This window comes from Streptomyces sp. NPDC058751 (genome assembly GCF_042746485.1).
In the GTDB taxonomy this organism is placed as follows: Bacteria; Actinomycetota; Actinomycetes; order Streptomycetales; family Streptomycetaceae; genus Streptomyces.
The window spans coordinates 56,288-78,764 of the sequence record NZ_JBHYPZ010000044.1 but is presented as its reverse complement, the minus strand read 5'-3'; the positions used below and the strand labels follow the sequence as shown (position 1 = coordinate 78,764).

Here is a 22,477-nt window from a genome sequence, read left to right as displayed (position 1 = left end):
CCGCGCGTCAGCCCGGATGCCAGGTGAGTTTGTCGCCGCCCACCCAGCGGACCACGTCGGGGTCGTCGAGATCGTCGACCGTGATGCCGTACGCCGCCGCGTACTCCAGGACGTCCGTGATCGCCTTCGCCTCGCCCACCATCTCGCCGTCGATCTCCATGATCCGGAACGGCGGCGTTCCCGGCTGCACCTTGAGCACAAGGATCCGCGGGTGGGAGATGTGCGGGCTCTCGCTTTCGGTCATGACTAGAGCGTAAGGCGGTCCCGGCTCTTCCCGCTGGTCAGCGACGGAGCGCCAGGGGACCCGTCGCCCGTGCGGCCCGGCACGGACGAAGCGGCGGAGCGCCGGGCGTCCCCCGGCCGGGTGAACGCGGGCGCCGTCCCGGACCCCGGACCCGTGGGGCGCCGTGACACACGTCACCGCCGACGGCCCCGTTCCGGGGAACACACATAGGTAGTTACCCGTTGAACAAAACGTGGGTGCGGATGGGACGGTGTCCCCGGGCCCCGCCCGAGCCCGCAGGGACGATCGTCCGGCTGAAGCCCTGCGGAGCGTTTCGCCGCGAGGCGACCGCCGTCGGTGCCCACGCAGACGGCCCCGACCGAGATTCCCCCGTCCGGTCGGGGTCTTTTTCCTGCCCGTCGGCGCGGAGAGGATCAGCCGCGGAGGGGATCAGTGCGGTGCGCGCTCCTCTAGGGCCGTGCGCCAGGCGGGCGGGGGTCCCGTCGGCGCGGGTTCCGCGCGTCGGCCGCCGCGGGCGAAGAAGTCGGCCAGCGGGAGGATCGCGGCGCCGACCGTGACGGCGTCGGGGCCGAGACGGCCGAGGTCCACGGTGACGTGCTGGGCCGGGTAGCGCAGGGCGTACGAGGAGGCGTACCGGCGTACGGCGGGCAGGAAGCGGGAACCGAGCTGGAGGCCGGCCCAGCCGCCGATGAGGATGCGTTCGGGCTGGAAGAGGTTGATCAGGTCGGAGAGGCCCGCGCCCAGGTACTCGGCGGTCTCCTCCAGGACGGCGAGCGCGACGGGGTCGGGCTCGGCGCCCCCGGGCGGGTAGGCGGCGGCGAGCATCGCGGTGAGCGCGGTCTCCTCGTCCGTGCCCTCCGGGGGCCGCCCGCCCTCCTCGCGCCAGCGGTCGAGGAGGGCCTCCGCGCCCGCGTACGCCTCCAGGCAGCCGAGTGCCCCGCAGCGGCAGCGGCGCCCCCTGACCCGTACGGTCAGGTGCCCCCACTCGACGGACCGGCCGTTCTCGACCTCCTCGGTGACCAGGCAGGCGCCCACGCCGGAGCCGAAGAGCACGACCACCGCGTTGCGGGCGCCGCGTCCGGCGCCGAACCACATCTCGGCCTGGCCGAGGGTGCGGGCGCCGTTGTCCGCGAAGTACGGCACGGTGTCGGGGAGTTCGCAGGCGGAGCGGAGCAGGGACTCCAGCGGGACGGCGTCCCAGCCGATGGTCTGGCCGTGCACGACCGCTCCGCGCTCGGGGGTGCGGGCGACGATGCCGGGCACTCCTATGCCGACGCCCAGGAGCTGTTCCGGGGCGATGTCCGCCTCGGCCAGGACCTCGGCGATGCCGTCGCGGATGTGGCCGACGATGACGTCGACGTCGTACCCCTGGCGTCTCAGCGGCCGGTCGGCCTCGTATCCCTGCCGTTCCAACGGCCTCTCGGTGCGGGCGAGTTCGGTGAGGGTCAGGTCGAACAGCTCGACGCGGACGCGGGTCTCGCCGACGTCGACGCCGATCATGTGGCCGCTGCCGGGCACGACCCGCAGCAGGGTGCGGGGGCGTCCGCCGTCGGAGTCGACGCTTCCGGCCTCCTCGACGAGGCCGTCGGCGACGAGTTCGGCGACCACGTTGCTGACGGATCCGGAACTCAGCCCGGTCGCGGGACCGAGTTCGTAGCGGCTCAGCGGCCCGTCGAAATACAACCGTTGCAGTACGGCGGTCCGGTTGCCCCGCCGCAGGTCACGCACTGTCCGTCCGTTCCGCCCCGCCATGTGATGTCCCTTCCGGCCTGCCCGACCTGCAAGATACCCCTGCGCGATCCCTTGACGCGACTTTCTCAGGGGTCTTAACTCACGTCCTAAATTAAGCCATGATGGCCGTCCGGGAAGCGAACGCGGACGACGTCATCGCTCCCTCCGGGAAAGGGACAGAAGCAGCATGCGCAGAATCCGAGCCGCGGCCGCAGGTGCGGTCACCATCACTCTGCTGACCGCCGCGACCGCCTGTGGCGGCGGCTCGTCGAGCGGCGGGTCCAACGCCTCGCCGAAGACGCTCACGTACTGGGCGTCCAACCAGGGCGCGAGCATCGAGGTCGACAAGAAGGTGCTCGCGCCCGAACTGGCCAAGTTCGAGAAGGAAACCGGCATCAAGGTGAAGCTGGAGGTCGTGCCCTGGTCCGACCTGCTGAACCGCATCCTCACCGCCACCACCTCGGGCCAGGGCCCGGACGTCCTCAACATAGGCAACACCTGGAGCGCCTCGCTCCAGGCCACCGGCGCGCTGCTGCCCTGGGACGCGAAGAACTTCGGCAAGATCGGCGGCAGGGACCGCTTCGTCGACTCCGCGCTCGGCTCGACGGGCGTCGAGGGCAAGGACCCGGCCGCGGTGCCGCTGTACTCGATGGCGTACGCGCTCTACTACAACAAGAAGATGTTCGCCGACGCCGGTATCGCGAACCCGCCGGCCACCTGGGACGAACTGGTCGCCGACGGCAAGAAACTCTCCAAGGGCGGCAAGTGGGGTCTCGGCGCGGAGGGTTCGAACGCGTCGGAGAACATCCACCACGTCTTCGTCTTCGCCAAGCAGCACGGCGCCGACTTCTTCACCGCCGACGGCAAGGCCGACTTCACCAACGACGGTGCCGTCGCCGCGGTCAAGCAGTACGTGGACCTGATGGCGAAGGACAAGGTCATCGCCCCGGGCAACGCCGAGTACGCCCAGAACCAGTCGGTGAGCGACTTCGCCAAGGGCAAGAACGCCATGCTGCTGTGGCAGTCCGCGTCCGCCAACCTCAAGTCGCAGGGCATGGCCGAGGACGCGTACGGGATCGCCCCGGTCCCCGTGCAGTCCGGCACCCCGGGCACGGGCACGAACGTCAACTCGATGGTCGCGGGCATCAACCTCGCGGTGTTCAAGAACACCAAGAACCTCGACGGCGCCACGAAGTTCGTGAAGTTCATGACCAGCGACGCCGAGCAGAAGATCCTCAACACGGCCTACAGCTCCATCCCGCCGGTCAAGGCGGCCCAGACGGACACCGCGTTCAACTCCCCCTCGAACTCGGTTCTCAAGGACACCCTGGCCAAGAGCGCCGTCGCGCTTCCGCAGGTCGCCGACGAGTCCCAGTTCGAGACCGCGGTCGGCACCGCCGTCAAGGGCCTGTTCGCGGACGCCGCCGCCGGTCGCGCGGTGACCACCGCGTCGGTGAAGGCGGCGCTGGAGAAGGCCCAGCAGCAGATGCCGAAGAAGTGAGTGCGGACACCGTCATGACCACCACGACCGCCGCTTCCGCCGAACCCGGCGAGCGGACGGTGCGCAAGAGCTCCCCCGGTGCGGCGCGCGGCCCGCGCCGCACCGGGCGGATCAAGCGCATCGGACTCCCTTACCTGCTCCTGCTGCCCGCCCTCGCCCTCGAACTCCTGGTCCACCTGGTGCCGATGGTGATCGGCGTCGTGATGAGCTTCAAGGAGCTCACGCAGTTCTACATCCGCGACTGGGGCACGGCGCCCTGGGCCGGCTTCGACAACTACTCCGTGTCGGTGCGCTTCGACGAGCCGGTCGGTGAGGCACTGCTGCACTCGTTCTTCGTCACCATCGGCTTCACGCTGCTCTCGGTCGGCCTGTGCTGGCTGATCGGCACGGCCGCCGCGATCTACATGCAGGACAACTTCGTGGGGCGGGGAGTGCTGCGGGCCCTGTTCCTGGTGCCGTACGCGCTGCCCGTCTACGCGGCCGTGATCACCTGGGTGTTCATGTTCCAGCACGACAACGGCCTGGTGAACCACGTCCTGCACGACCAGCTCCACCTCACCGACAAGCCGTCCTTCTGGCTGATCGGCGACAACAGCTTCTACGCGCTGCTCACCGTGTCCGTGTGGAAGGGCTGGCCGTTCGCCTTCCTGATCGTCATGGCGGGCCTGCAGAACATCCCGGGCGAGCTGTACGAGGCCGCCGCCCTCGACGGCGCCGGCATGTGGCGGCAGCTCCGCCACATCACCCTGCCGTCGCTGCGGCCGGTCAACCAGGTCCTGGTGCTGGTGCTGTTCCTGTGGACGTTCAACGACTTCAACACGCCGTTCGTCCTGTTCGGCAGGACCGCCCCGGAATCGGCGGACCTCATCTCGGTCCACATCTACCAGTCGTCCTTCGTCACCTGGAACTTCGGCACCGGCTCGGCGATGTCCGTGCTGCTGCTGCTCTTCCTGCTCGTGGTGACCGGCGTCTACCTGCTGCTGACCTCCCGGGGAAAGAAGACGGCCGATGTCTAGCACCTCCAGCACCCCCCGCTCCCCGATGGCCCCGCCGCGGTCCTTCCTGTGGTCCCGGCGGATCTTCCTCACCCTGCTCGCCGGCTTCGTCCTGGTGCCCGTCTACGTCATGGTCTCCAGCTCGCTGAAGCCGCTCGCGGACGTCTCGGGGAAGTTCCGCTGGCTGCCGAGCGGCCTGACGGTACGGCCGTACATCGACATCTGGTCGACGGTGCCGCTGGCGAAGTACTTCATGAACTCGCTGATCGTGGCCGGGGCGGCCACGGCCTGCTCGGTCGTGATCGCCGTCTTCTCCGCCTACGCCGTCAGCCGTTACGAATTCCGCGGCAAGCGCGTCTTCACGGTCACCGTGCTGTCCACCCAGATGTTCCCCGGCATCCTGTTCCTGCTGCCGCTGTTCCTGATCTACGTCAACATCGGCAACGCCACCGGGATCGCGCTGTTCGGCTCGCGCGGCGGTCTGATCCTCACGTATCTGACCTTCTCGCTGCCGTTCTCGATCTGGATGCTGATCGGGTACTTCGACTCGGTGCCGCGCGATCTCGACGAGGCGGCGCTGGTGGACGGCTGCGGGCCGCTCGGGGCGCTCTTCCGCGTCGTCGTTCCCGCGGCGATCCCCGGCATCGTCGCGGTCGCCGTCTACGCCTTCATGACCGCCTGGGGCGAGGTGCTGTTCGCGTCGGTGATGACCAACGACACGACCCGCACCCTCGCCGTCGGCCTCCAGGGCTACTCCACGCTCAACGACGTGTACTGGAACCAGATCATGGCCGCCTCGCTGGTCGTCAGCGTCCCCGTGGTGGCCGGCTTCCTGCTGCTCCAGCGCTATCTCGTCGCCGGTCTCACGGCGGGAGCCGTCAAGTGACCGGGCCCACCGACCCCACCGACCCCGTTGACGAAGAAGGGACTTCAGTGACCATCGACCTCGCCGCCCTCCCCGAGGACTTCCTGTGGGGCACGGCCACGTCGGCCTACCAGATCGAGGGCGCCGTCGCCGAGGACGGCCGCTCCGCCTCCATCTGGGACACCTTCTCGCACACGCCGGGCAAGGTGGACAACGGCGACGACGGGGACGTCGCCTGCGACCACTACCACCGCTGGCGCGAGGACATCGGCCTCATGCGCCGGCTCGGCACCAACGCCTACCGGCTGTCCGTCGCGTGGCCCCGGGTGATGCCGGGCGGCGACGGCCCGGTCAACGCCAAGGGGCTCGACTTCTACGACGCGCTGATCGACGCCTTGCTGGAGGCGGGCATCACGCCCTCGGTCACGCTCTACCACTGGGACCTGCCGCAGGTGCTCCAGGACCGCGGCGGCTGGCCCGCCCGTGACACCGCGCACCACCTCGCCGCCTACGCGTCGGCCGTCGCGGAGCGGCTCGGCGACCGCGTCCAGCACTGGACCACCCTCAACGAGCCGCTGTGCTCGGCCTGGATCGGCCACCTGGAGGGGCGGATGGCCCCCGGCCTGACCGACCTCACGGCCGCCGTCCGGGCCTCGTACCACCTCCTGCTCGGGCACGGACTCGCCACCCAGGCGATCCGCGCGGCCGTGCCCGGCGCGCGGATCGGCATCGTCAACAACCTGGGCAGCATCGAGGCCGCCACCGACCGCCCCGAGGACGTCGCGGCGGCGAAGCGGCTGGACGGGCACACCAACCGCTGGTGGCTCGACCCGGTGCACGGCCGCGGCTTCCCCGCCGACATGGTCGAGGTCTACGGGGTCGAACTCCCTGAGGTGGCCGGTGACCTGGAGACGATGGCGGCACCGCTGGACTGGCTGGGCCTGAACTACTACTTCCCGTCCCACGTCGTCGACGACCCGACCGGCCCGGCCCCGTACGCGCGGCAGATCAGCCGGCCCGGCGTGCCGGTCACGGCCATGGACTGGGAGATCGAGGCCGCCGGCATCGAGAGCCTGCTGCTGCGCCTGACGGACGAGTACGGCGCCCGCAGGCTGTACGTCACGGAGAACGGCTCCGCCTATCCCGACGTCGTACGCCCCGACGGCACCGTCCACGACCCGGAGCGCGTCGCGTACCTCGAACAGCACCTGGCGGCCTGCGCGTCGGCGGCCCGCAAGGGGGCTCCGCTGGCCGGCTACTTCGCCTGGTCGCTGCTGGACAACTTCGAGTGGGCGTACGGCTACGACAAGCGGTTCGGTCTCGTGCACGTCGACTACGAGACGCAGAAGCGGACGATCAAGGGCAGCGGTCACCGCTACGCCGAGATCGTCCGCCAGCACCGCGGGGGCGCGCGCAAGGCCGCCTGAGGCCGCCCGGCGCACGGGGCACGGGGCACGGGGAGAGGCACCGGCATGCCTCAAGGCGACCTCGGCGCCGTGGCGGATCCGGTGCCGCAGCGGGCGGCGTTCCGCCCGCTGCGGCGCTAAAAGTCTTTGTCGGCCGGGGCGTTCGCGCCCCGGCCGATCTCGTCGAGGGCCGCCGTGAGCTGCGGGCCCACCGTCGCGCGCGCCCAGGCGGTCCGTTCGTCGCCGGACGCGCGCGGGACGGTCTCGATGAGCATGATCAAATACAGGTAACTGCGGTACAGAGCCAGGCGCTGTCGCGTCGAGCGGTCGAACGTGACCACTCCGCCCTCCTCTTGATAGCCCGTCAGGAAGTCGGTGTCCCGGCGGATGTCCCCGAGCAGGGCCAGGGAGACGAAGTCGGCGAGCGGGTCGCCCCAGAACATGCGCTCGCCGTCGATCAGACCGCCGATGCGCGGGCCCGACTCCGTCCGCTCGACCAGGATGTTCCCCCGCCACAGGTCGAAGTGGACGAGCCTGGGGACGGTGACCTCGTCCAGGGCGCCGAAGGCGGTCCGTGCCGTCCGGGCCACCTCGTCCACGGGACGGGGCAGCCAGGCGCGGTACTCCCGGGCGTCGTCCAGAAGCGCCTCGTACATCCCGGTGAAGGCGGTCCGCCAGTCGGGGGCGAGTGGGCCGAACGCGCCGGAGGGGTAGCCGAAGCCGGGACCGGTCACCGTGTGCAGCCGGGCCACCAGACGGCCCAACCGCCTGCGGAGCGGACCGTGTTCGTCCTCGAGAAGGTCCGCCCAGGGCTCGCCGGGACAGCGCGTCATCAGCAGGTGGCCGTCACGGCGGTCGCCGACCGGCGAGGGCGCCGGTACGCCGACGGTCGCCGCCCGGAGGCAGAACTCCGCCTCGGAGACCAGGAGCCGCCGCTCGTAGGCCAGGGCGGGAACGGTCCGCGGGGGCGGGACCTTCAGCACGTAACGGCTGCCGTCGGCGAGCCTCAGCTCCTCGACGGCGTTGTACGTACCCCCTGCCAGGGTCCGGCGGCCGACGAGGCTCCCGGGCGGCAGCCCGGCCTCCCCGAGCGCCCGCGCGGCCCGCTCCCACTCCCGTGCGCCCGCTCCCGCGTCCCCCTCGTCCATGGCCCTACCCTGCCAGGCCGCCGCACGGCTCCGCAGCCGTTGCGCACCGTCGCACCGTCCGGCCCGAAATCCATTGGCCCCTCTCCATCGAGCTAGATATCTTCGGTCAAAACCTAGTACCCCTAGGTTTTGATCGAAGATACCGCCGGACCCAGGAGAGCCACATGAGACCACTCACCGAACAGGCCGTCCGCGACTCGTTCGTCAACTGTTCCCGGGGCGAGGCCAAACGCCTCGCGACACCCCGCGATCTCGGTGAACTCCCCTGGGACGACCTCGACTTCCTGGGCTGGCGAGATCCCGGGGCTCCCGACCGGAGCTACCTCGTGGCCGAGCTGGAGGGGGACCTCGTGGGCGTGGCCCTGCGCCTGCCCTCCTCCCGGCGCGGTTTTCTGCACCGGAGCATGTGCTCGCTGTGCCTGACGACGCACCCCGGCGGCGGCGTCTCGCTGATGACGGCCCGCAAGGCGGGCGCGGCGGGCCGCGAGGGCAACTCGGTCGGCATCTACGTCTGCGCCGACCTCGCCTGTTCCCTCTACCTCCGGGGGAAGAGGTCCCCCGGGCCCGGAAGCCGCTTCGAGGAGAGCCTCACGACGGAACAGCAGATCGCCCGGACGGTCGGCCACCTGTCCGCCTTCCTGGCGAAGCTGCGCGACTGAACGCGGCCGGGGCCGCACACCCGGGGACCGGACGGTGTGCGGCCGCTCCGGCCCCGGTCCCCTCAGGACCCGGCCGGCGTCCAGTGCGGGTCGCGGCCCAGGAAGGCGAGCAGCGCCTCGGCCCGGCCGGCACCCCGCGGAACCTCGCGCGCGGCGGCGAACACGCCGAAGGAGTCGCGCAGGTGGTCGGCCAGCCGGTCCGCCGCGAGCCGGATGCCGTCGGCCAGGTCGTCGTCGAGGGGGGACGCCTGGCCGGTCGCCACCGCGATGTCCCAGGCGTGCACGCCCGCGTCCATGGCCGCCGCGGCGGCCGCCACACGGAACGGCAGCGGCCCGAGCGGCGTGGCCACCTCCTCCGCGTCGGCGGACAGCCCCGCGTAGACGTCGGCGACACGGTCGAGGACCTTGTCGAGCTCCGCCGTCACACCTGCCTCCAGAGCGCCGTCCGGGTGGAAGGCGTCCGACTCGGGCCACCCGGTGCCGGTGACGGCCGCGCCGTAGGCCTGCTGGTCGAGCCGGGCGTGGTTGAGCACCTGGGCCGCCGTCCACTCGGCGCACGGCGTCGGGGCCGACCAGGCGCCCTCCGGCACACCGGCGACCACGGCGCGCAGCCGGTCGTGCGACAGCGTCAGCAGTTCGATGCCCTGGACGTTGCTCGTTGCGCTCATTCCGGTGCCTCCTGGTGCGGTCCGTCCCGGTTGACGTCTTCAATCTAGGACCCCTTGCGGACAGGTACGGTCCGCGATCGGCACGTTCGGTACCCGTGTTAAACGGGAAGGCGAAAGGGATGCACGAGGCACGTGGTGAGTGGACGGCGTCCGTCGCGAAGATCGTGGAGCGGCGCCGCGAGCCGGTGGTCGTCCAGACGCTTCGCTCGACGGCCGCCGCGACGATCGCGTACGTGGTGGCCCTCCATCTCGGTCCCGAGCCCGCGCCGCTGACCGCACCCCTGACCGCGCTGCTGGTCGTGCAGGTCACCCTGTACTCGACGATCACCACCGCCGTCCGGCGGGTGAACTCCGTGGTGGTGGGCGTCGTCATCGCCATCGGCTTCAGCAGCCTGGTGGGTCTGACCTGGTGGAGTCTGGGTCTGATCATCCTCGCCTCGCTGGTGGTGGGACATCTCGTCCGGGTCGACGAGTTCGTGCCGGAGGTGGCGATCAGCGCCATGCTGGTCCTCGGCGTCACCCGCGTGGGCAGCACCGCGTGGGCCCGTGTGCTGGAGACGCTGATCGGGGCGGCCGTGGGCCTCGCCTGCAATTTCGTGCTCGCGCCACCCGTGTGGGTGGGCGTGGCCGGTGAGTCCATCGAGGACCTGGCACGCCGGATGCGGCAGCTCATGCTGCGGGTCGGCGAGATCGTCGTCGCGCGGACACCCGTCCATGTGGCGGCCGAGCGGCTGCACGAGGCCCGCCGGCTGGACAACGACATCGCCGGGGTGGACGCGGCCCTGCGGCAGGCGGAGGACAGCCTGAAGCTCAACCCACGTGTGCGCGAGGGGCTGCTGCACCGGGTCGTGCTGCGTACGGGCCTGGACACCCTGGAGATCTGCACGGTCGTGGTGCGGGTCATCGCGCGCAGCCTCACCGACCTGGCCAAGGAGCGCGAGCCCCGGCCGCTGTTCGAGCAGCAGGCCGGAGCCGTCCTCCAGGAGCTCCTGTCCGAGGTGGCCGACGCGATCGTCAGCTTCGCGGTGCTGGTGACCACCGACGTCACCCAGAACGCGGCGTCCGCCGAGGAGCGGCTCAGCGCGGAACTCGCCACCGCCGCCGCCACCCGCGACAAGCTGGCCCGGCTCTTCCTGGAGGAGGTCCAGCGCGATCCGAGCCAGTGGCAGCTGCACGGTTCCGTCCTCGCCGAGACCACCCGCATCATCGACGAGCTCGACACCGAGCACCGCACCCGTCGGCTGTTCGAGGAACTGGACCGCTGCACCCGTGAGCAGCGCGAGCGCCGGCCGCGCCTGGCCCGGTTGCGGGGCCGGCTGCGCCTGCCGCGCCGCCGGGACCGGAACCGGAACCGTTCCACCGCCTCCGGGCGTTCTAAGTGAGGAGTTCGTGAGAGGCGACGGCACGACGCCGTGGCGGTGAGCCGCACGGCGTGGCCGGAGGCAGGAGAGCGAGGGGGCGGGCGGATGACCGAGGACACCGTACGGATCGACGGGAACGCACTGCGGCTGCCGGGCGGCGTGCAGGTGAGGTTCATACGGACGCTGCGCCTGCCCGAGACGGGCACGCACGCGTTGCCGCCGGGGCTCGGCGAGTTCCCCGTCCGGCGCGTCGAGGACTACGGCGACCGGGTGCCCGCCGAGTGGCGGGCGCGCGGCGGTGTGATGCTGCCGGTGTACCTGCGCGAGGCCATGTGGCTGAGTTTCGCCGGTACGGCGGAGCCGGCCGCGCTGCAGGTGGGCGTCGGCAAGGTGTGCGCCGTCTCCGGCAGGCCGTGGAGCTCCCGGCTCACCCGCGACCCGCAGAACTATGCGGTACTCCCCCGGCAGCGTTGGCTCGACGGGATCAACTCCGGCAAGGGGACGGTCCGCCAGTTCGTGGCCGTGCCGCTGGGGCTCGGGGCGACGGTCGAGGGCCAGGTCACCGGCGAGGAGGTCTGGGGCGGTGTCCAGCTCCAGTCGTTCCCGCTGGAGGCCGGGGAACTGGCGGCGTGGCGGGAGGCGGAGCGCCGCCGGGCGGAGGAGCGCATGCGGATGCCCCGGGCGCCGGGCGCGGCCATGCCTATGGCGGCCGCGCCGCCCGCGCCCGGGTCCGCTCCCAGGCCCGGCGGGGCCGCCCGTCCGCGCAGCGCCCCGGCGATGGGCCTCGGCGTCGGCGGTTCGATGCGCCAGGAGGTCTACCGCGACGACCGGCCGCTGAAAGCCTGGGCGCGGGAGCCCGCCGGACGCGTGTTCGTCCACCTCGTGACACCTCCGGAGTGGCGCCGCATCACGGGCGAGGCGCCGCCGCCGTCCCCGGTGGACCGGGCGGCGTACACCCGCGCGGGACTCCCCTGGTTCGACTACTACGACCAGGACGCCACCGATCTGGCGCCCGCGGACGAGCTCGGTGCGGTGCGGCCGGTCGGCGACTGGCTGGGGGACGATCACGAGCCCTGGCAGCAGCCCTCGCCCCAACAGGTCCAGCCGCTCGGTGACGCGGCGGGCAAGCCCGTCGGGGACGGCGACTGGTAGATCCCGGCGTCGTACGGGGCGCGGCGCGCGGGGCCGTTCTTGCACGTCCGGGGTGTCGCACGCCAAGGTGGCCGTTCCGGCTGAGGCAACCGACACCCCGAGGTGCAGGCATGAACAGTGGTGCAGGACCGTCGCGCGGCGAGGGCGGCGGCTGGACCAGACGCCGTTTCGTCGGCGCGCTGGCGGGGGCCGCCGCGATCGCGGCGGCCCCGGCGTGCGCGGCGCCCCGGACGGACCCCGCCGCGGCGGCGCCGGCTCCGAAGGCGCCGCTCCCGAAGACACCGCCGGCCGGCCCCTCCGCGTCGGTGTCCCCCTCGGCGCCTTCGTCCCCGGCTCCCTCCCCGGGTCCGCGTCCGCTGTTCCTGGGCACCTACACCTCGGGCGACGGCGGCGGGAAGGGGATCGGTGTCGCCACGTACGACCCGGAGACCGGCGAGATCACCGGCGGCGGCGTGGTGACGGGCGTGGACAACCCGTCCTTCCTCGCGGTGCATCCGGACGGCCGGGCGCTGTACGCCGTCGACGAGCAGGACGCGGGCGCGGTGACGGCCGTGCGGCTCCCGGGGAACGAGGTGCTCGGCAGCCGCTCCACCGGCGGCTCGGGGCCCTGTCACCTGTCGGTGCACCCGAGCGGCCGGTGGCTGCTGAGCGCGAACTACGGCTCGGGGAGCGTCGCGGTGCATCCGATCGAGGCGTCCGGCGCGCTCGGCGAGCGCGCCGATCTGGTCGGGCACACGTCCCCGGCGCCCGGTCCCGGCCAACAGGGCCCGCACGCGCACCAGTTCGTCACCGCTCCGGACGGCGGGCACCTGCTCGCCGTCGACCTGGGCACGGACACGGTGTACACCTACCGTCTCGACGAGACCCGGGGCACGCTCACCGAGGTCTCCCGGGCGCGGACGAGGCCGGGCGCGGGCCCGCGCCACCTCACGTTCCACCCCGGCGGCCGGTACGCCTATCTCGCCAACGAGGTCGACGACACGGTGGCGGTCTGCGGCTACGACCCCGCGACCGGCCGCCTCTCGGTCGGTGAGCCGCGGTCCACGGGCACGGGAGGCGGCACGAGTTACCCGGCCCAGCTCGTGGTGACGCCGAACGGGGCGTACGCGTTCCTCGCCAACCGGGGCCACAACAGCCTGACGCGGTACGCGATCGAGGCGGACGGCGCCCGGCTGCGGCTGCTGGACACCGTGCCGGTCGGCGGAGACTTCCCCCGCCACGTCGCGCTCTCTGCGGACGGGCGGCTGCTGTTCGCGGCGAACCAGCGGTCGGGCACGGTCACGGTCTTCGGGGTCGACCAGGAGAGCGGTGAACTGCGGCGCGCGGGAACGCCGTTCGCCTCACCCCTCGCGGTCTGTGCGCTGCCGCTGTAGGGGACGGGGGCAGGAGGCGAGGTTCGCCTGGGTGAGCAGGACGTGCATGCGCTCCGTGAGCTGGGAGACGTCGTCGGCGGGTGCGTGGAACGGCAGGCGCACGTCGCCGTTGCCGCGCATCCGCTCGATGCGCAGGGTGAGTCCGTGGCGGTCGACGGCGAGGGGCTGGACGCGCACCGCGCCGTGCAGGCTGTCCGGTTCGACGAGACGGGTGAGCCGTTCGACGGCTTCCGGGTGGGCGTCGGCGAGATGGGTCAGGAGCTGGGCCTCGGCGAGGGCGAGCGGGTCGGGCCGGGCCCCGGCCAGCTCGTCCGGGTCGACCACCGCGGTCCCGCCGGGCCGGCGCAGCACCGCCCGGGTGGTGCGGAAGGAGAGCTGTCCGTCCTCGGGGACGAACCAGCCGGCGAGCCAGAGCCGGGCCCGGATGCGGTTCCGCACGGGAACCGGCGCGACGTCGGCGAACTCCAGCACGGCGGAGGGTTCTCCGCGCGGGGAGCAGATGGCCGCGGCGAGCAGCGCGCTGTCCTCGGGCACCCGCAGGAGCACCCGGCCGTCGGCCGCGACGGAGTGCGAGCCGACGAACTCCTCCCGGCCGCCCTCGGCGCTCACCGCGCAGGACCATGCCGCGGCGAGCACCGAGCGGGCGTGCTCGGCCGCGGCGGGCGCGGCGGTCCAGGTGTGGCGGTCACCCATCAGCTTCCTCCTTAGGTAAGGCTCACCTAACCTATCGAAGATCGGGGCGTACGCCAACCGTGCCGCGCCGTCCGAAGGCGGGCCGTGGATCCGCGCCCGTCCGCCTCACCCCCGGGAGGCCCGGCGGTCGGCGCCGTGATCCTCGTGCTCCCGCTCTGGAAGTCTCACGGCGCACCGGGTATCGAGTGCGCCATGGATGACACCGCGCTCCCCCGCCTCCCCGGCCTCCCCGCCCCTCCCCCGCCGGGCGCGAGCGCCCTGCCGGCCGGGACGTACGACGGCTCGCTGGTGCTGGTCACCGGCGGCGGCACCGGGCTCGGGAGGGCGATCGCGGCGGAGTTCGCCCGGCTGGGCGCCGACCTCCTGATCGTCAGCCGCAGCGAACGCCATCTGGCACCCGCCCGAAAGGAGTTGGCGAAGCTGGGCACCCGGGTCGGGTCCGCGGTCTGCGACATCCGGGACCCTCGGCGCGTCCGCGAGGTGTTCGACGGGTCCCCGCTGCCCGACGTGCTGGTCAACAACGCCGCCGCCAACTTCCCCGTCCCCAGCGAGGACATGTCCCCCAACGCCTGGCGGGCGGTCGTCGACATCACCCTCACGGGCACGTTCCTGATGACCCGTGAGTTCGGGCGGCGGCATCTGGCGGCGGGCACGCCGGGGTCGGTCATCGACGTCGGCGCGTCCTACGCCTGGACCGGCGGCCCCGGCCACGCGCACAGCGCGGCGGCCAAGGCCGGCGTCGAGAGCCTCGTACGGACTCTGGCCGTCGAGTGGGGACCGTACGGCATCCAGGTCAACGGCCTGGTGCCGGGACTGATGCCGCACGAGGACATGACGCGGGACATCCGCGGCAACCTGACACGCGCGGCGGCCGACGCGGACGGCGAGGACCGCACGGACGGAAGGGACGGCGAGGACGGAAGGGACGGCGAGGAACACGGGGACGGCGAAGACAGCAGGGACGGCCTGCGGGCCGCGGACGACGGGGACGCCCGCGGCGGGGCGGCCGACGGGCTCGGCCGGCGGCAGCCGGCCCTGCGCGTCGGCGCGCCCCGCGAACTCGGCTGGGCCGCCACCTTCCTGGCGTCCCCCTACGCCCGTTTCGTCTCCGGCCACACCCTGGTGGTCGACGGCGCCAACTGGCAGCGCCGGGACCTGGTCGCCCCGCCGGTCAGGCCGGTGCGGGACCAGCTGGGGCGTGGTCCCTTCACCGGCTGACCGTCGTCCACCGCCCTCACTCCCCCGGCTTCTCCCCCGCCAGGCCGAGGCGGGCGAGCCGTTCGGGGTCGGCCAGGATGTGCATCGCGACGATCCTGCCGTCGACGACGGTGACGGACATGACCGACTGCGGCCGGCCGTCCACGACCGCGACGACGCCCGCCTCCCCGTTGACCCTGACGAGCCGCGAACTCGCCGCGAACCGGCGGAAGGCGAGCGCCGACCGGGCCACCGCCTCGGCACCGCGCAGCAGCTTGGACCCGGTGACACCGCCGACCAGCGCGCCCGCGTCGGCGCGCAGCACGACATCGGGATCGAGGACGGCGACGAGCGCCTCGAAGTCCCCGTCGCGTGACGCCGCGAGGAACGCGTCGAGGGCCTCCCGCTGCCGGGCGGCGTCCCGCTCGGGCTCGACGGTGGCCGCCGCGACCCGGCGGCGGGCCCGGCTGGCGAGCTGCCGGGTGGCGGCGGCGTTCCGGCCCACGACGGGCGCGATGTCGTCGAAGGGCACCGCGAACATGTCGTGCAGCACGAACGCGAGCCGTTCGGCGGGCTCCAGGGTCTCCAGGACGACGAGGAGGGCGAGCCCGACGGAGTCGGCCAGCAGCACCTCCTGCTCGGGGTCGACCCGGTCCAGGGGGCTGACGACGGGGTCGGGGACGAAGGTGCCGGAGGGTTCCAGCGGGTCCTCGCGGCGCGCGGTGCGGGAGCGCAGCATGTCCAGGCACACCCGGCCGGTCACGGTGGTCAGCCAGCCGCCCAGGTTCCTGATCTCGTCCGGCTCGGTGCGGCCGAGCTTCAGCCACGTCTCCTGGACGGCGTCGTCCGCCTCGCTCAGCGATCCCAGCATCCGGTAGGCCACCGCCCGCAGCCGGCCCCGGTGTTCCTCGAACCTGCCCGCGAGAAGTTCACTGTCGCGCATCGGTTCCCCCCTGCCTGTCTCGTCGTACACAACAGTGACCGATCAAAACACGTGGGTCACTTCCCCTCGAAGCGGGGCGCGCGGCGGGCGCCCTTGGCCGCGTACCCCTCACCGGCGTCGTCGGAGGTGAGGGTGAGCGCGGCGGACAGGGCGGTCCGATCGAGAGCCGCGGCCAGCGGGGCTTCGGCGTACGCGTCGATGTCGTGCTTGACGCCCTGCACGGCGAGCGGCGCGTTCGCCGCGATCTCCGCGGCGACGGCCCGGGCCGTCCCGTCCAACGCCTCCTCTTCGGTGACCAGTTGGACGAGGTGCAGGCGTTCGGCCGTCGCCGCGTCCAGCCGTCGCCCGGTCAGCGCGAGGAACTTCGCCCACCCCGCGCCCGCCTCGCGGGCGATCCTCAGGTCCCCGCCGGCGTCGACGGCCAGCCCCAACTGCGCTTCGGGCAGGGCGAACACGGCGTCGCGGGAGGCGATCCTGATGTCCGCCATCAGCGCGAGCTCGAAGCCGAAGCCGAGGCAGTAGCCCTGGACGGCCGCGACCACGGGCTGCGGCAGCCGCGCGAAGGCCGCGAAGCGCTCGTGGGCCCAGCGGATGCCCTCGTAGTAGGCGCGGGCGCGTTCGGCACCCGAGCGGCCGGTGATCGCTCCGCCCGGGGCGCTCACGTCGATGCCCGCGCAGAAGGCGCGTCCCTCGGCCCGCAGCAGCACCGCCCGGACCGAGGGGTCGAAGCGGATCCGGTCGGCGAACAGGCCGAGTTGGCGGGTGGACTCCCAGCTCCACGCGTTGAGCTTCGCCGGCCGGCACAGGGTGAGGACGCCGATCCCGTCCTCCACGTCGAGGCGAAGCCGCTCCTCGCCCTCCGGGACGTCCGTGCGGGTGGTGTCGATCATCCGTACCCCCTCAGGATTCTGACGGTCCGTCAGAATCCTAGAGGAGGACGGACGGCTCAGACCTCGTCGCGCGCGAGCGCCAGCAGCCGGTCCAGTACGCGCGGCCCGCCGGCCCGGACCCCGTCGTGCTCGAACTCGTCGGTCACCCAGGTGCGCAGGCCCCGGATCGCACGGGCGGTGGCCAGGGAGTGGCCGGCGTCGACGTACATGTCGTCGTGGTAGACCGCCGCCGCGACCGGCACCTCGTTCACGGCGAGGCGGGCCGGGTCGTACAGCGGCGCCCAGTCGGTGCGGGCAGCCAGCTCCTCGGCGGTGTCGCGCAGCGGGCGCAGCGCCGGGTCGGTCTCGAACGTCCAGGGGTGCACGGACTCGCCGGTGAACAGCAGCGGCCCGTCGTCCGCGAGCGCCTTGGCCGCGTCGAACTGCGGGAACTCGGCGCGCACCCGCTCGGCGGACCAGGCGGTGGGGCGGTCCCCCTGGGCGTAGCACGCCTCGTGGACCAGGGCGTACAGCGGATGACCGGCGTACGAGAGCAGCCCCTGGACCTCCTCCTGGAAGGCGTCGGAGAGCACGTGGCCCTGCGGGGTGCGGACGAAGGCGTCCTCCAGCAGGTAGTGCAGGCGGTGGCTGCCCTCGCCGCCGCCGAGGAGGATGCCGAGCGACTGGAACGCCTCGGCCGTCAGGCGGTAGCCGCCGCTCAGCACGGGCTCGTGCTGGAGCAGGTACTCGGCGATCCGGCGGGCGCGCTCGACGTCCTGCGGGTAGCGGGCGTAGTGCGCGGCGACCTTGCGCTCGATGCGCGGGTAGGCGGCGCGGTAGACGTCGTCGGCGTGGGCGTCGAGGGAGGGCAGGCCGCCGGTGACGACGGCGGTGCTCAGTCCCTCGGGGGCGCTGGAGAGGTAGTGCACGGTGCAGAAGCCGCCGAAGCTCTGGCCGAGGACCGTCCAGGGCGCTCCGCCGGTGAGCCCGGGCCGGATGGCCTCGCAGTCGCGGACGATGGAGTCCGCGCGGAAGAGCGCGAGGTGGTCGGCCTGCTCGCGGGCGCCGCCGCGCAGCGGGAGCGTCTGCCGGTTGGCGGGCGTGGAGTGTCCGGTTCCGCGCTGGTCGAGCAGCAGCACGCGGAAGTCCTCCAGGGCCCGGCCGAGCCAGGCCTGACGGCCGACGAAACGATTCGCTCCGAAGCCGGGGCCACCCTGGAGGTAGACCATCCACGGCAGGTTCTGGTGTGCCTTGTCGCTCGCGACGACCTCGCGGGCGAACAGTTCGATGGTCTCGCCCGCCGGTCGGTCGTGGTCGAGGGGCACGGTGAAACGGTGGTCGGTGAGGACGACACCGGGCTGGCGGTAGCTGACGGTCAACGGGTCTCCCGAGACGTACGGATTCCAGGATGCGTCCCAGTTGAGCACATCCAGCCCCGCCTCCGCGGCCCGGGGATCAGGAAGACGGACTGAACAGTGACTCAGCAGACCGGTGACGGGAAACTGAACCGCTGGTCAGCGCGCCGGGAGGCTGGAGCGGCGCACGACCAGTTCCGGCTGGAGCACGACACGGCGGTGCTCGTGCGGCGTGGGCGCGGTCTCCGCGTCGATCTCCTCCAGGAGCAGTTCGGCGGCGAGGGCCCCCATGGTCACGGCCGGCTGGCGCACGGAGGTGAGCGGGACGGCCGCGGCGGCGGCGAACTCGATGTCGTCGTAGCCGACGATCGCGAGGTCGCCCGGCACGCCGACACCGGCCGCGTACATGGCCTGCAGGAGTCCGAGGGCGAGCAGGTCGTTGGCGCAGAAGACGGCGGTGGGCCGTTCGGCGAGGCCGAGGAGCCGGGCGCCGGCGTCACGCCCCGCGGCCACGTCGAGGCGCTCGGTGGGCAGCTCGCGCAGGTTCTCCGGGCCGAGGCCCGCCTCGCGCAGGGCGTTCAGCGCACCCGTACGGCGGTCTCTCACCTGGCTGAGACCGGGGGGTCCGCTGACGTACGCGATGGAGCGGTGTCCGGCGTCCACGAGGTGCCGGACGGCCAGCGCGCCGCCCGCCACGTCGTCGACCGAGACCGAGCACTCGGTGGTGCCCTCGGCGACCCGGTCGACCAGCACGAAGGGGATGCCGTTGCGGCGGAACGCCTCGATGTTGCGCCCGCTCGCGTCGGACGGCGTCAGCAGCACCCCGCGCACCCGCTGCTCGGCGAAGAGCGACAGGTAGTCGGCCTCCTCGCTCGGGGACTGCGCGCTGTTGCAGACCATCACGCCGAGACCGGCCTCCCGCGCGGCGCGCTCGGCGCCGCGCGCGACGTCCACGAAGAACGGGTTGCCCATGTCGAGGACGAGCAGCCCCATGATCCGGCTGCGTCCGGCCCGGAGCTGGCGCGCCGACTCGCTGCGTACGTAGCCGAGCCGGTCGATGGCGGACAGGACGCGCGCCCTCGTCTCGGAGGCCACCGATTCGGGGCGGTTGATCACGTTCGAGACCGTGCCGACGGAGACTCCGGCGGCACGGGCGACGTCCTTGATACCCACCGACTGGGCCATCAGGCGGGAACCTCCAGGAGAAGAGCGAGTAGCGGCGGGCAGACCCTCACATTACCCGCGGGCGGACCGGGGGCCGTGGTCATGAGGGCAGCCGGAAATCGACGACGTGCAGGGCCGACGGGGTGGTCCCGACGGCCTTCTCCTGGTACATCACGGACAGCGTCCCGTCCTGCGGGACGCGCGTCTCGTCGACGACGACCTCGCCGAAGGCGTTCAGGCCGCCGCCGTCGAACAGGAGCTTCCAGTCGGTGTGCCCGGATGCCTTCGAGGCGCCCGCGATCCGCCCGAACGGCAGGATCGCGTAGGCGTTGTCGTACCGGTCCAGGACCAGCTTGGTGCGCTGGCTGGAGTTCAGGGCGAAGGGGATCTCGGTCTTGGTCCAGCCGCCCGAGGCACCCTTGCGCAGGTGGAAGGCCCGGCCGTTCGCCGTGCGGTCCTTCACGTAGTCGGTGGTGCACTGTCCGAAGCGTCCGGGCACATAGCTGATGATCGCGTGCGGCAGCCCCGCGGAGTCGGTGGCCTGGCTCTCCTGGTTCATCAGGGAGTGGTCGGGGTCGAGGGGGTCGACGACGAGTCCGGCGTCGGTGACGGCGACCGTGTTCGCGGTTCCCGTGGTGCCGACGACGGTGCCCGCGTCGTTGCGCCAGGTGCGGCCCCGGTCGGTGGAGTGGACGTAGCCGGTGTCGTGGTTGGTGATGCCGCCGCCGCTGCACATCACGGCGGCGTTCTGCTCGCGCCAGGTGAAGAAGGAGTGCAGCCGGCCGTTGACGTCGTAGTCGATGCCGTGCAGGTACATGTTGCGGGCGGTGCTCGACCCGTGCGCGCCGGTGTAGGTCCCGGTGGAGGCGGACCATTCGCCGAGCGCGGTCCAGGACGAGCCGTCGTACTCCGCGAGGCCGTTGCGCCCGTTGCCCGAGACGCCGGCGCGGTAGCTGAGCTGGAGGCGGCCCTCGGGCGTCGCGACGAACTGCGGATAGGTGAACCGCGGGGTGAGCGCGAGGCCGTCCAGGGAGGTCTGGACGGCCCCGAGGACGGCGGGGGTCCAGGCCGTCGACGCGGGGTCGTCGAGCAGCCCGGCCACCGACTTGACGTAGAAGAAGCCGTCGCTGTGCGAGTCCATGTTCAGGTGGAGGCGGCCGTCGGTCCTGGAGACGCCCATGGAGATCACGTTGTGGGAGTCGTCGCTCTTGAGCCTGTGGCCCACCCTGATCGTGGACCAGGTGGCGGCGCCCAGGGCGCGGCGGGCGACGACCGCGCCGCGGTCGGCGGTGTACCAGGCCGCGTACTGGTGGCCGCGGTGGGTCAGCAGGCCGTTCTTCTGGAACGAGTTGTTGTTGACCAGCCCGTCGTAGGAGACGAAGTAGAGGGCCTGGGCGTCGAGCAGGGTGGTGCCGGCCCGGGTGACGGAGGGACCGGGGGCGGCCGCCCGGGCGGCCCCGGCCGTGAGAGCGGGGCCCGCCACGGCACCCAGCAGGGCCGTCGTCAGTACGGTGCGTCGTCTCATGTGCGGGCTCCTCAAGCGGGCTGCGGGTGGACGGACGGGACGGGTGGGACGGTGGTACGGGCGGGACGGGACGCGCGGGACCGCCCCTGCCGGGGTGCACAAACCGGGACACGCGGGCCGGGCGGTGTGTGTCAGGCGAGGTGGAAGACCTCGGTGAGGGGCTTCATGGCCTCGTCGGGGCGGGTGCCGGCCGGCGCGGTGAAGAACGGTGCCATCTCCTTCTGCCAGCGGGCGTTGACGTCGGTGGCCTCCATGGCGGCCCGCGCGGCCGCGAAGTCCTCGGTCTCCAGATAGCCGACCAGCAGGCCGTCCTCGCGCAGGAAGAGCGAGTAGTTGTGCCATCCGGCGGCCGAGAGCGCGGCACGCATCTCGGGCCACACGGCGGCGTGCCGCTCGCGGTACTCGTCGAGGCGCTCCGCACGGACCTTCAGCAGGAAGCACACGCGTTGCATCGATGACCCTCCGGGGCCTGGGGCCGGGCCGGCGCGAACGGTGGAGCACCGGCCCGGCGGGACATCAGAAGTCGAACCGGTCGATGTTCTTCGCGTCGAAGACGGTGGGCTTGCCGAGGCTGATCACACCGTCCTTGCCGATGGTGAACGAGCCCATGTCGCCGGCCTTGAAGGTCTCGCCCTCCCTTCCGGTGATCTGGCCCGAGGCGAGCGCCACGGCGGTGCGGGCGGCCAGTTCGCCGAGCTTGGCCGGGTCCCACAGCTCGAAGGCCTCGACGGTGCCGTTCTTGACGTACTTGCGCATGTCGTTGGGGGTGCCGAGGCCGGTGAGCTTGACCTTGCCCTTGTACTTGGAGCCGGACAGGTACTGCGCGGCCGCCTTGATGCCGACCGTGGTCGGGGAGATGATCCCCTTGAGGTCCGGGTGCTCCTGGAGCAGGCCCTGGGTCTGCTGGAAGGACTGCTGGGCCTCGTCGTTGCCGTAGGCGACCTCGACCAGCTTCACGTCCTTGTACTTGGGGTCCTTCAGCTCGTCCTTCATGTAGTCGATCCAGGTGTTCTGGTTCGTCGCCGTCTGCCCTGCGGACAGGATCGCGATCTCGCCCTTGTAGCCGATCTGTTCGGCGAGCAGCTGCACCTCGGTGCGGCCCAGGTCCTCGGCGCTCGCCTGCGAGACGAAGGCGTTGCGGCAGTCGGCCTTGGTGTCGGAGTCGTAGGTGACGACCTTGATCTTGTTGGTCATGGCCTGCTTGAGCGCGGTGCACAGGGCGCCCGGGTCCTGCGCGGAGACCGCGATCGCGTCGACCTGCTGCTGGGTGAGCGTGTTGACGTAACTCACCTGTCCGCTGGTGTCGGTGGCGCTGTTGGTGCCGACCTCCTTGTACTTCGAGCCCAGTTCGGTCAGCGCCTTCTCGCCGCCCTTGTCGGCGGAGGTGAAGTAGGGGTTGTTGACCGCCTTGGGCAGGAAGCCGACGGTGAGGCCCTTCTTGGTGGCCGCGTCCGGGTCGGCCTTCGCGCCGGCGGCGGCGCCGGAGCCGGCCGAGTCCTTGACGTCGTCCTTGGTGGTGCCGCCGCAGGCGGTGGCGGCCAGGGCGAGGGAGGTGACGGCGGCGAGCGCCGCGCAGGTGCGGCGGATCGATGACTTGCGCATGGGTGAGGGTTCCTTTACGAGGGTGA

At 72.2% G+C, this 22,477-nt stretch carries 21 protein-coding genes; 9 read left to right on the top strand and 12 right to left on the bottom strand.

Annotation, left to right across the window (positions count from 1 at the left end; translation table 11 throughout):
- Positions 1-7: 7 nt before the first annotated feature.
- Both ACFW6B_RS32535 and ACFW6B_RS32530 read right to left on the bottom strand, forming a co-directional pair.
- The gene (locus tag ACFW6B_RS32535) at positions 8-244 is read right to left on the bottom strand and encodes a hypothetical protein (RefSeq protein ID WP_386601745.1); all 237 of its coding nucleotides are present in this window, start codon (positions 242-244) and stop codon (positions 8-10) included.
- A gap of 429 nt (positions 245-673) precedes the next feature.
- Positions 674-1,996 carry an ROK family protein gene (locus ACFW6B_RS32530; RefSeq protein WP_386601744.1) on the bottom strand — a complete coding sequence of 441 codons (1,323 nt, stop codon included), beginning with the start codon at positions 1,994-1,996 and terminating at the stop codon, positions 674-676.
- A 166-nt stretch (positions 1,997-2,162) separates the two neighbouring features.
- Here ACFW6B_RS32530 and ACFW6B_RS32525 point away from each other — a divergent pair, with 166 nt between their 5' ends.
- From ACFW6B_RS32525 to ACFW6B_RS32510, 4 genes are read left to right on the top strand one after another with little or no spacing between them, the layout of a single operon-like run.
- Positions 2,163-3,476: an ABC transporter substrate-binding protein gene (locus ACFW6B_RS32525; RefSeq protein WP_386601741.1), complete on the top strand. Its 1,314-nt coding sequence runs from the start codon at positions 2,163-2,165 to the stop codon at positions 3,474-3,476.
- Positions 3,477-3,490: 14 nt separating this feature from the next.
- Positions 3,491-4,492 carry a carbohydrate ABC transporter permease gene (locus ACFW6B_RS32520; RefSeq protein WP_386601739.1) on the top strand — a complete coding sequence of 334 codons (1,002 nt, stop codon included), beginning with the start codon at positions 3,491-3,493 and terminating at the stop codon, positions 4,490-4,492.
- Complete coding sequence (locus ACFW6B_RS32515) at positions 4,485-5,357, top strand: carbohydrate ABC transporter permease (protein ID WP_386601738.1); 873 nt, start codon at positions 4,485-4,487, stop codon at positions 5,355-5,357. Before ACFW6B_RS32520 ends, ACFW6B_RS32515 begins: the two co-directional genes overlap by 8 nt.
- A gap of 47 nt (positions 5,358-5,404) precedes the next feature.
- Complete coding sequence (locus ACFW6B_RS32510; protein ID WP_386601736.1) at positions 5,405-6,763, top strand: GH1 family beta-glucosidase; 1,359 nt, start codon at positions 5,405-5,407, stop codon at positions 6,761-6,763.
- 116 nt (positions 6,764-6,879) lie between these two features.
- Here the strand turns inward: ACFW6B_RS32510 and ACFW6B_RS32505 are convergent, their stop codons facing one another.
- Complete coding sequence (locus ACFW6B_RS32505) at positions 6,880-7,890, bottom strand: phosphotransferase family protein (RefSeq protein ID WP_386601734.1); 1,011 nt, start codon at positions 7,888-7,890, stop codon at positions 6,880-6,882.
- A 164-nt stretch (positions 7,891-8,054) separates the two neighbouring features.
- On the opposite strand from ACFW6B_RS32505, the gene ACFW6B_RS32500 reads away from it, so the two are divergent.
- Entirely contained in the window at positions 8,055-8,549 is a 495-nt protein-coding gene (locus ACFW6B_RS32500) for an FBP domain-containing protein (protein WP_386601731.1), read from the top strand.
- 62 nt (positions 8,550-8,611) lie between these two features.
- Here the strand turns inward: ACFW6B_RS32500 and ACFW6B_RS32495 are convergent, their stop codons facing one another.
- Positions 8,612-9,217, bottom strand: coding sequence for a TIGR03086 family metal-binding protein (locus ACFW6B_RS32495; RefSeq protein WP_386601729.1), 606 nt, complete (start codon positions 9,215-9,217; stop codon positions 8,612-8,614).
- 119 nt (positions 9,218-9,336) lie between these two features.
- Between ACFW6B_RS32495 and ACFW6B_RS32490 the strand changes: the two genes are divergently transcribed.
- The 3 genes from ACFW6B_RS32490 to ACFW6B_RS32480 all read left to right on the top strand — a co-directional run bounded on the left by ACFW6B_RS32490 (position 9,337) and on the right by ACFW6B_RS32480 (position 13,103).
- Positions 9,337-10,599 (top strand): aromatic acid exporter family protein, encoded by a 1,263-nt coding sequence (locus ACFW6B_RS32490; RefSeq protein WP_386601728.1) that lies wholly within the window; start codon positions 9,337-9,339, stop codon positions 10,597-10,599.
- Between the two features lie 84 nt (positions 10,600-10,683).
- Positions 10,684-11,730, top strand: a complete 1,047-nt coding sequence (locus tag ACFW6B_RS32485; protein ID WP_386601726.1) for a hypothetical protein — start codon at positions 10,684-10,686, stop codon at positions 11,728-11,730.
- Positions 11,731-11,840: 110 nt separating this feature from the next.
- Entirely contained in the window at positions 11,841-13,103 is a 1,263-nt protein-coding gene (locus ACFW6B_RS32480) for a lactonase family protein (protein ID WP_386601724.1), read from the top strand.
- Here ACFW6B_RS32480 and ACFW6B_RS32475 read toward each other — a convergent pair.
- A complete protein-coding gene (locus ACFW6B_RS32475; protein ID WP_386601722.1) occupies positions 13,071-13,796 on the bottom strand; it encodes a DUF2470 domain-containing protein in 726 nt (241 codons plus the stop codon). The genes ACFW6B_RS32480 and ACFW6B_RS32475 overlap by 33 nt on opposite strands.
- Positions 13,797-13,988: 192 nt before the next feature.
- Between ACFW6B_RS32475 and ACFW6B_RS32470 the strand changes: the two genes are divergently transcribed.
- Positions 13,989-15,014, top strand: a complete 1,026-nt coding sequence (locus ACFW6B_RS32470; RefSeq protein ID WP_386601720.1) for an SDR family oxidoreductase — start codon at positions 13,989-13,991, stop codon at positions 15,012-15,014.
- Positions 15,015-15,030: 16 nt separating this feature from the next.
- On the opposite strand, the gene ACFW6B_RS32465 is transcribed toward ACFW6B_RS32470, so the two are convergent.
- The 7 genes from ACFW6B_RS32465 to rhaS all read right to left on the bottom strand — a co-directional run bounded on the left by ACFW6B_RS32465 (position 15,031) and on the right by rhaS (position 22,451).
- Complete coding sequence (locus ACFW6B_RS32465; RefSeq protein WP_386601718.1) at positions 15,031-15,936, bottom strand: sigma-70 family RNA polymerase sigma factor; 906 nt, start codon at positions 15,934-15,936, stop codon at positions 15,031-15,033.
- A gap of 56 nt (positions 15,937-15,992) precedes the next feature.
- The gene (locus tag ACFW6B_RS32460; protein WP_386601716.1) at positions 15,993-16,826 is read right to left on the bottom strand and encodes an enoyl-CoA hydratase/isomerase family protein; all 834 of its coding nucleotides are present in this window, start codon (positions 16,824-16,826) and stop codon (positions 15,993-15,995) included.
- Positions 16,827-16,882: 56 nt separating this feature from the next.
- Positions 16,883-18,184, bottom strand: coding sequence for an alpha/beta fold hydrolase (locus ACFW6B_RS32455; RefSeq protein ID WP_386601713.1), 1,302 nt, complete (start codon positions 18,182-18,184; stop codon positions 16,883-16,885).
- Between the two features lie 135 nt (positions 18,185-18,319).
- The gene (locus ACFW6B_RS32450) at positions 18,320-19,345 is read right to left on the bottom strand and encodes a LacI family DNA-binding transcriptional regulator (protein WP_386601711.1); all 1,026 of its coding nucleotides are present in this window, start codon (positions 19,343-19,345) and stop codon (positions 18,320-18,322) included.
- 79 nt (positions 19,346-19,424) lie between these two features.
- Positions 19,425-20,849: a BNR repeat-containing protein gene (locus ACFW6B_RS32445; RefSeq protein WP_386601710.1), complete on the bottom strand. Its 1,425-nt coding sequence runs from the start codon at positions 20,847-20,849 to the stop codon at positions 19,425-19,427.
- 131 nt (positions 20,850-20,980) lie between these two features.
- Positions 20,981-21,301 carry an L-rhamnose mutarotase gene (locus tag ACFW6B_RS32440; protein ID WP_386601708.1) on the bottom strand — a complete coding sequence of 107 codons (321 nt, stop codon included), beginning with the start codon at positions 21,299-21,301 and terminating at the stop codon, positions 20,981-20,983.
- Positions 21,302-21,365: 64 nt separating this feature from the next.
- Positions 21,366-22,451 (bottom strand): rhamnose ABC transporter substrate-binding protein, encoded by a 1,086-nt coding sequence (gene rhaS, locus ACFW6B_RS32435; protein WP_386601706.1) that lies wholly within the window; start codon positions 22,449-22,451, stop codon positions 21,366-21,368.
- Positions 22,452-22,477 lie beyond the last annotated feature (26 nt).

Coding starts and splice junctions, on each gene's coding strand:
- ACFW6B_RS32470 (WP_386601720.1), top strand. CDS start 13,989: ATGGATGACACCGCGCTCCCCCGCCTCCCCGGCCTCCCCGCCCCTCCC.
- ACFW6B_RS32535 (WP_386601745.1), bottom strand. CDS start 244: ATGACCGAAAGCGAGAGCCCGCACATCTCCCACCCGCGGATCCTTGTG.
- rhaS (WP_386601706.1), bottom strand. CDS start 22,451: ATGCGCAAGTCATCGATCCGCCGCACCTGCGCGGCGCTCGCCGCCGTC.
- ACFW6B_RS32530 (WP_386601744.1), bottom strand. CDS start 1,996: ATGGCGGGGCGGAACGGACGGACAGTGCGTGACCTGCGGCGGGGCAAC.
- ACFW6B_RS32460 (WP_386601716.1), bottom strand. CDS start 16,826: ATGATCGACACCACCCGCACGGACGTCCCGGAGGGCGAGGAGCGGCTT.
- ACFW6B_RS32445 (WP_386601710.1), bottom strand. CDS start 20,849: ATGAGACGACGCACCGTACTGACGACGGCCCTGCTGGGTGCCGTGGCG.
- ACFW6B_RS32440 (WP_386601708.1), bottom strand. CDS start 21,301: ATGCAACGCGTGTGCTTCCTGCTGAAGGTCCGTGCGGAGCGCCTCGAC.
- ACFW6B_RS32520 (WP_386601739.1), top strand. CDS start 3,491: ATGACCACCACGACCGCCGCTTCCGCCGAACCCGGCGAGCGGACGGTG.
- ACFW6B_RS32500 (WP_386601731.1), top strand. CDS start 8,055: ATGAGACCACTCACCGAACAGGCCGTCCGCGACTCGTTCGTCAACTGT.
- ACFW6B_RS32515 (WP_386601738.1), top strand. CDS start 4,485: ATGTCTAGCACCTCCAGCACCCCCCGCTCCCCGATGGCCCCGCCGCGG.
- ACFW6B_RS32485 (WP_386601726.1), top strand. CDS start 10,684: ATGACCGAGGACACCGTACGGATCGACGGGAACGCACTGCGGCTGCCG.
- ACFW6B_RS32490 (WP_386601728.1), top strand. CDS start 9,337: ATGCACGAGGCACGTGGTGAGTGGACGGCGTCCGTCGCGAAGATCGTG.
- ACFW6B_RS32480 (WP_386601724.1), top strand. CDS start 11,841: ATGAACAGTGGTGCAGGACCGTCGCGCGGCGAGGGCGGCGGCTGGACC.
- ACFW6B_RS32475 (WP_386601722.1), bottom strand. CDS start 13,796: ATGGGTGACCGCCACACCTGGACCGCCGCGCCCGCCGCGGCCGAGCAC.
- ACFW6B_RS32465 (WP_386601718.1), bottom strand. CDS start 15,936: ATGCGCGACAGTGAACTTCTCGCGGGCAGGTTCGAGGAACACCGGGGC.
- ACFW6B_RS32450 (WP_386601711.1), bottom strand. CDS start 19,345: ATGGCCCAGTCGGTGGGTATCAAGGACGTCGCCCGTGCCGCCGGAGTC.
- ACFW6B_RS32495 (WP_386601729.1), bottom strand. CDS start 9,217: ATGAGCGCAACGAGCAACGTCCAGGGCATCGAACTGCTGACGCTGTCG.
- ACFW6B_RS32505 (WP_386601734.1), bottom strand. CDS start 7,890: ATGGACGAGGGGGACGCGGGAGCGGGCGCACGGGAGTGGGAGCGGGCC.
- ACFW6B_RS32525 (WP_386601741.1), top strand. CDS start 2,163: ATGCGCAGAATCCGAGCCGCGGCCGCAGGTGCGGTCACCATCACTCTG.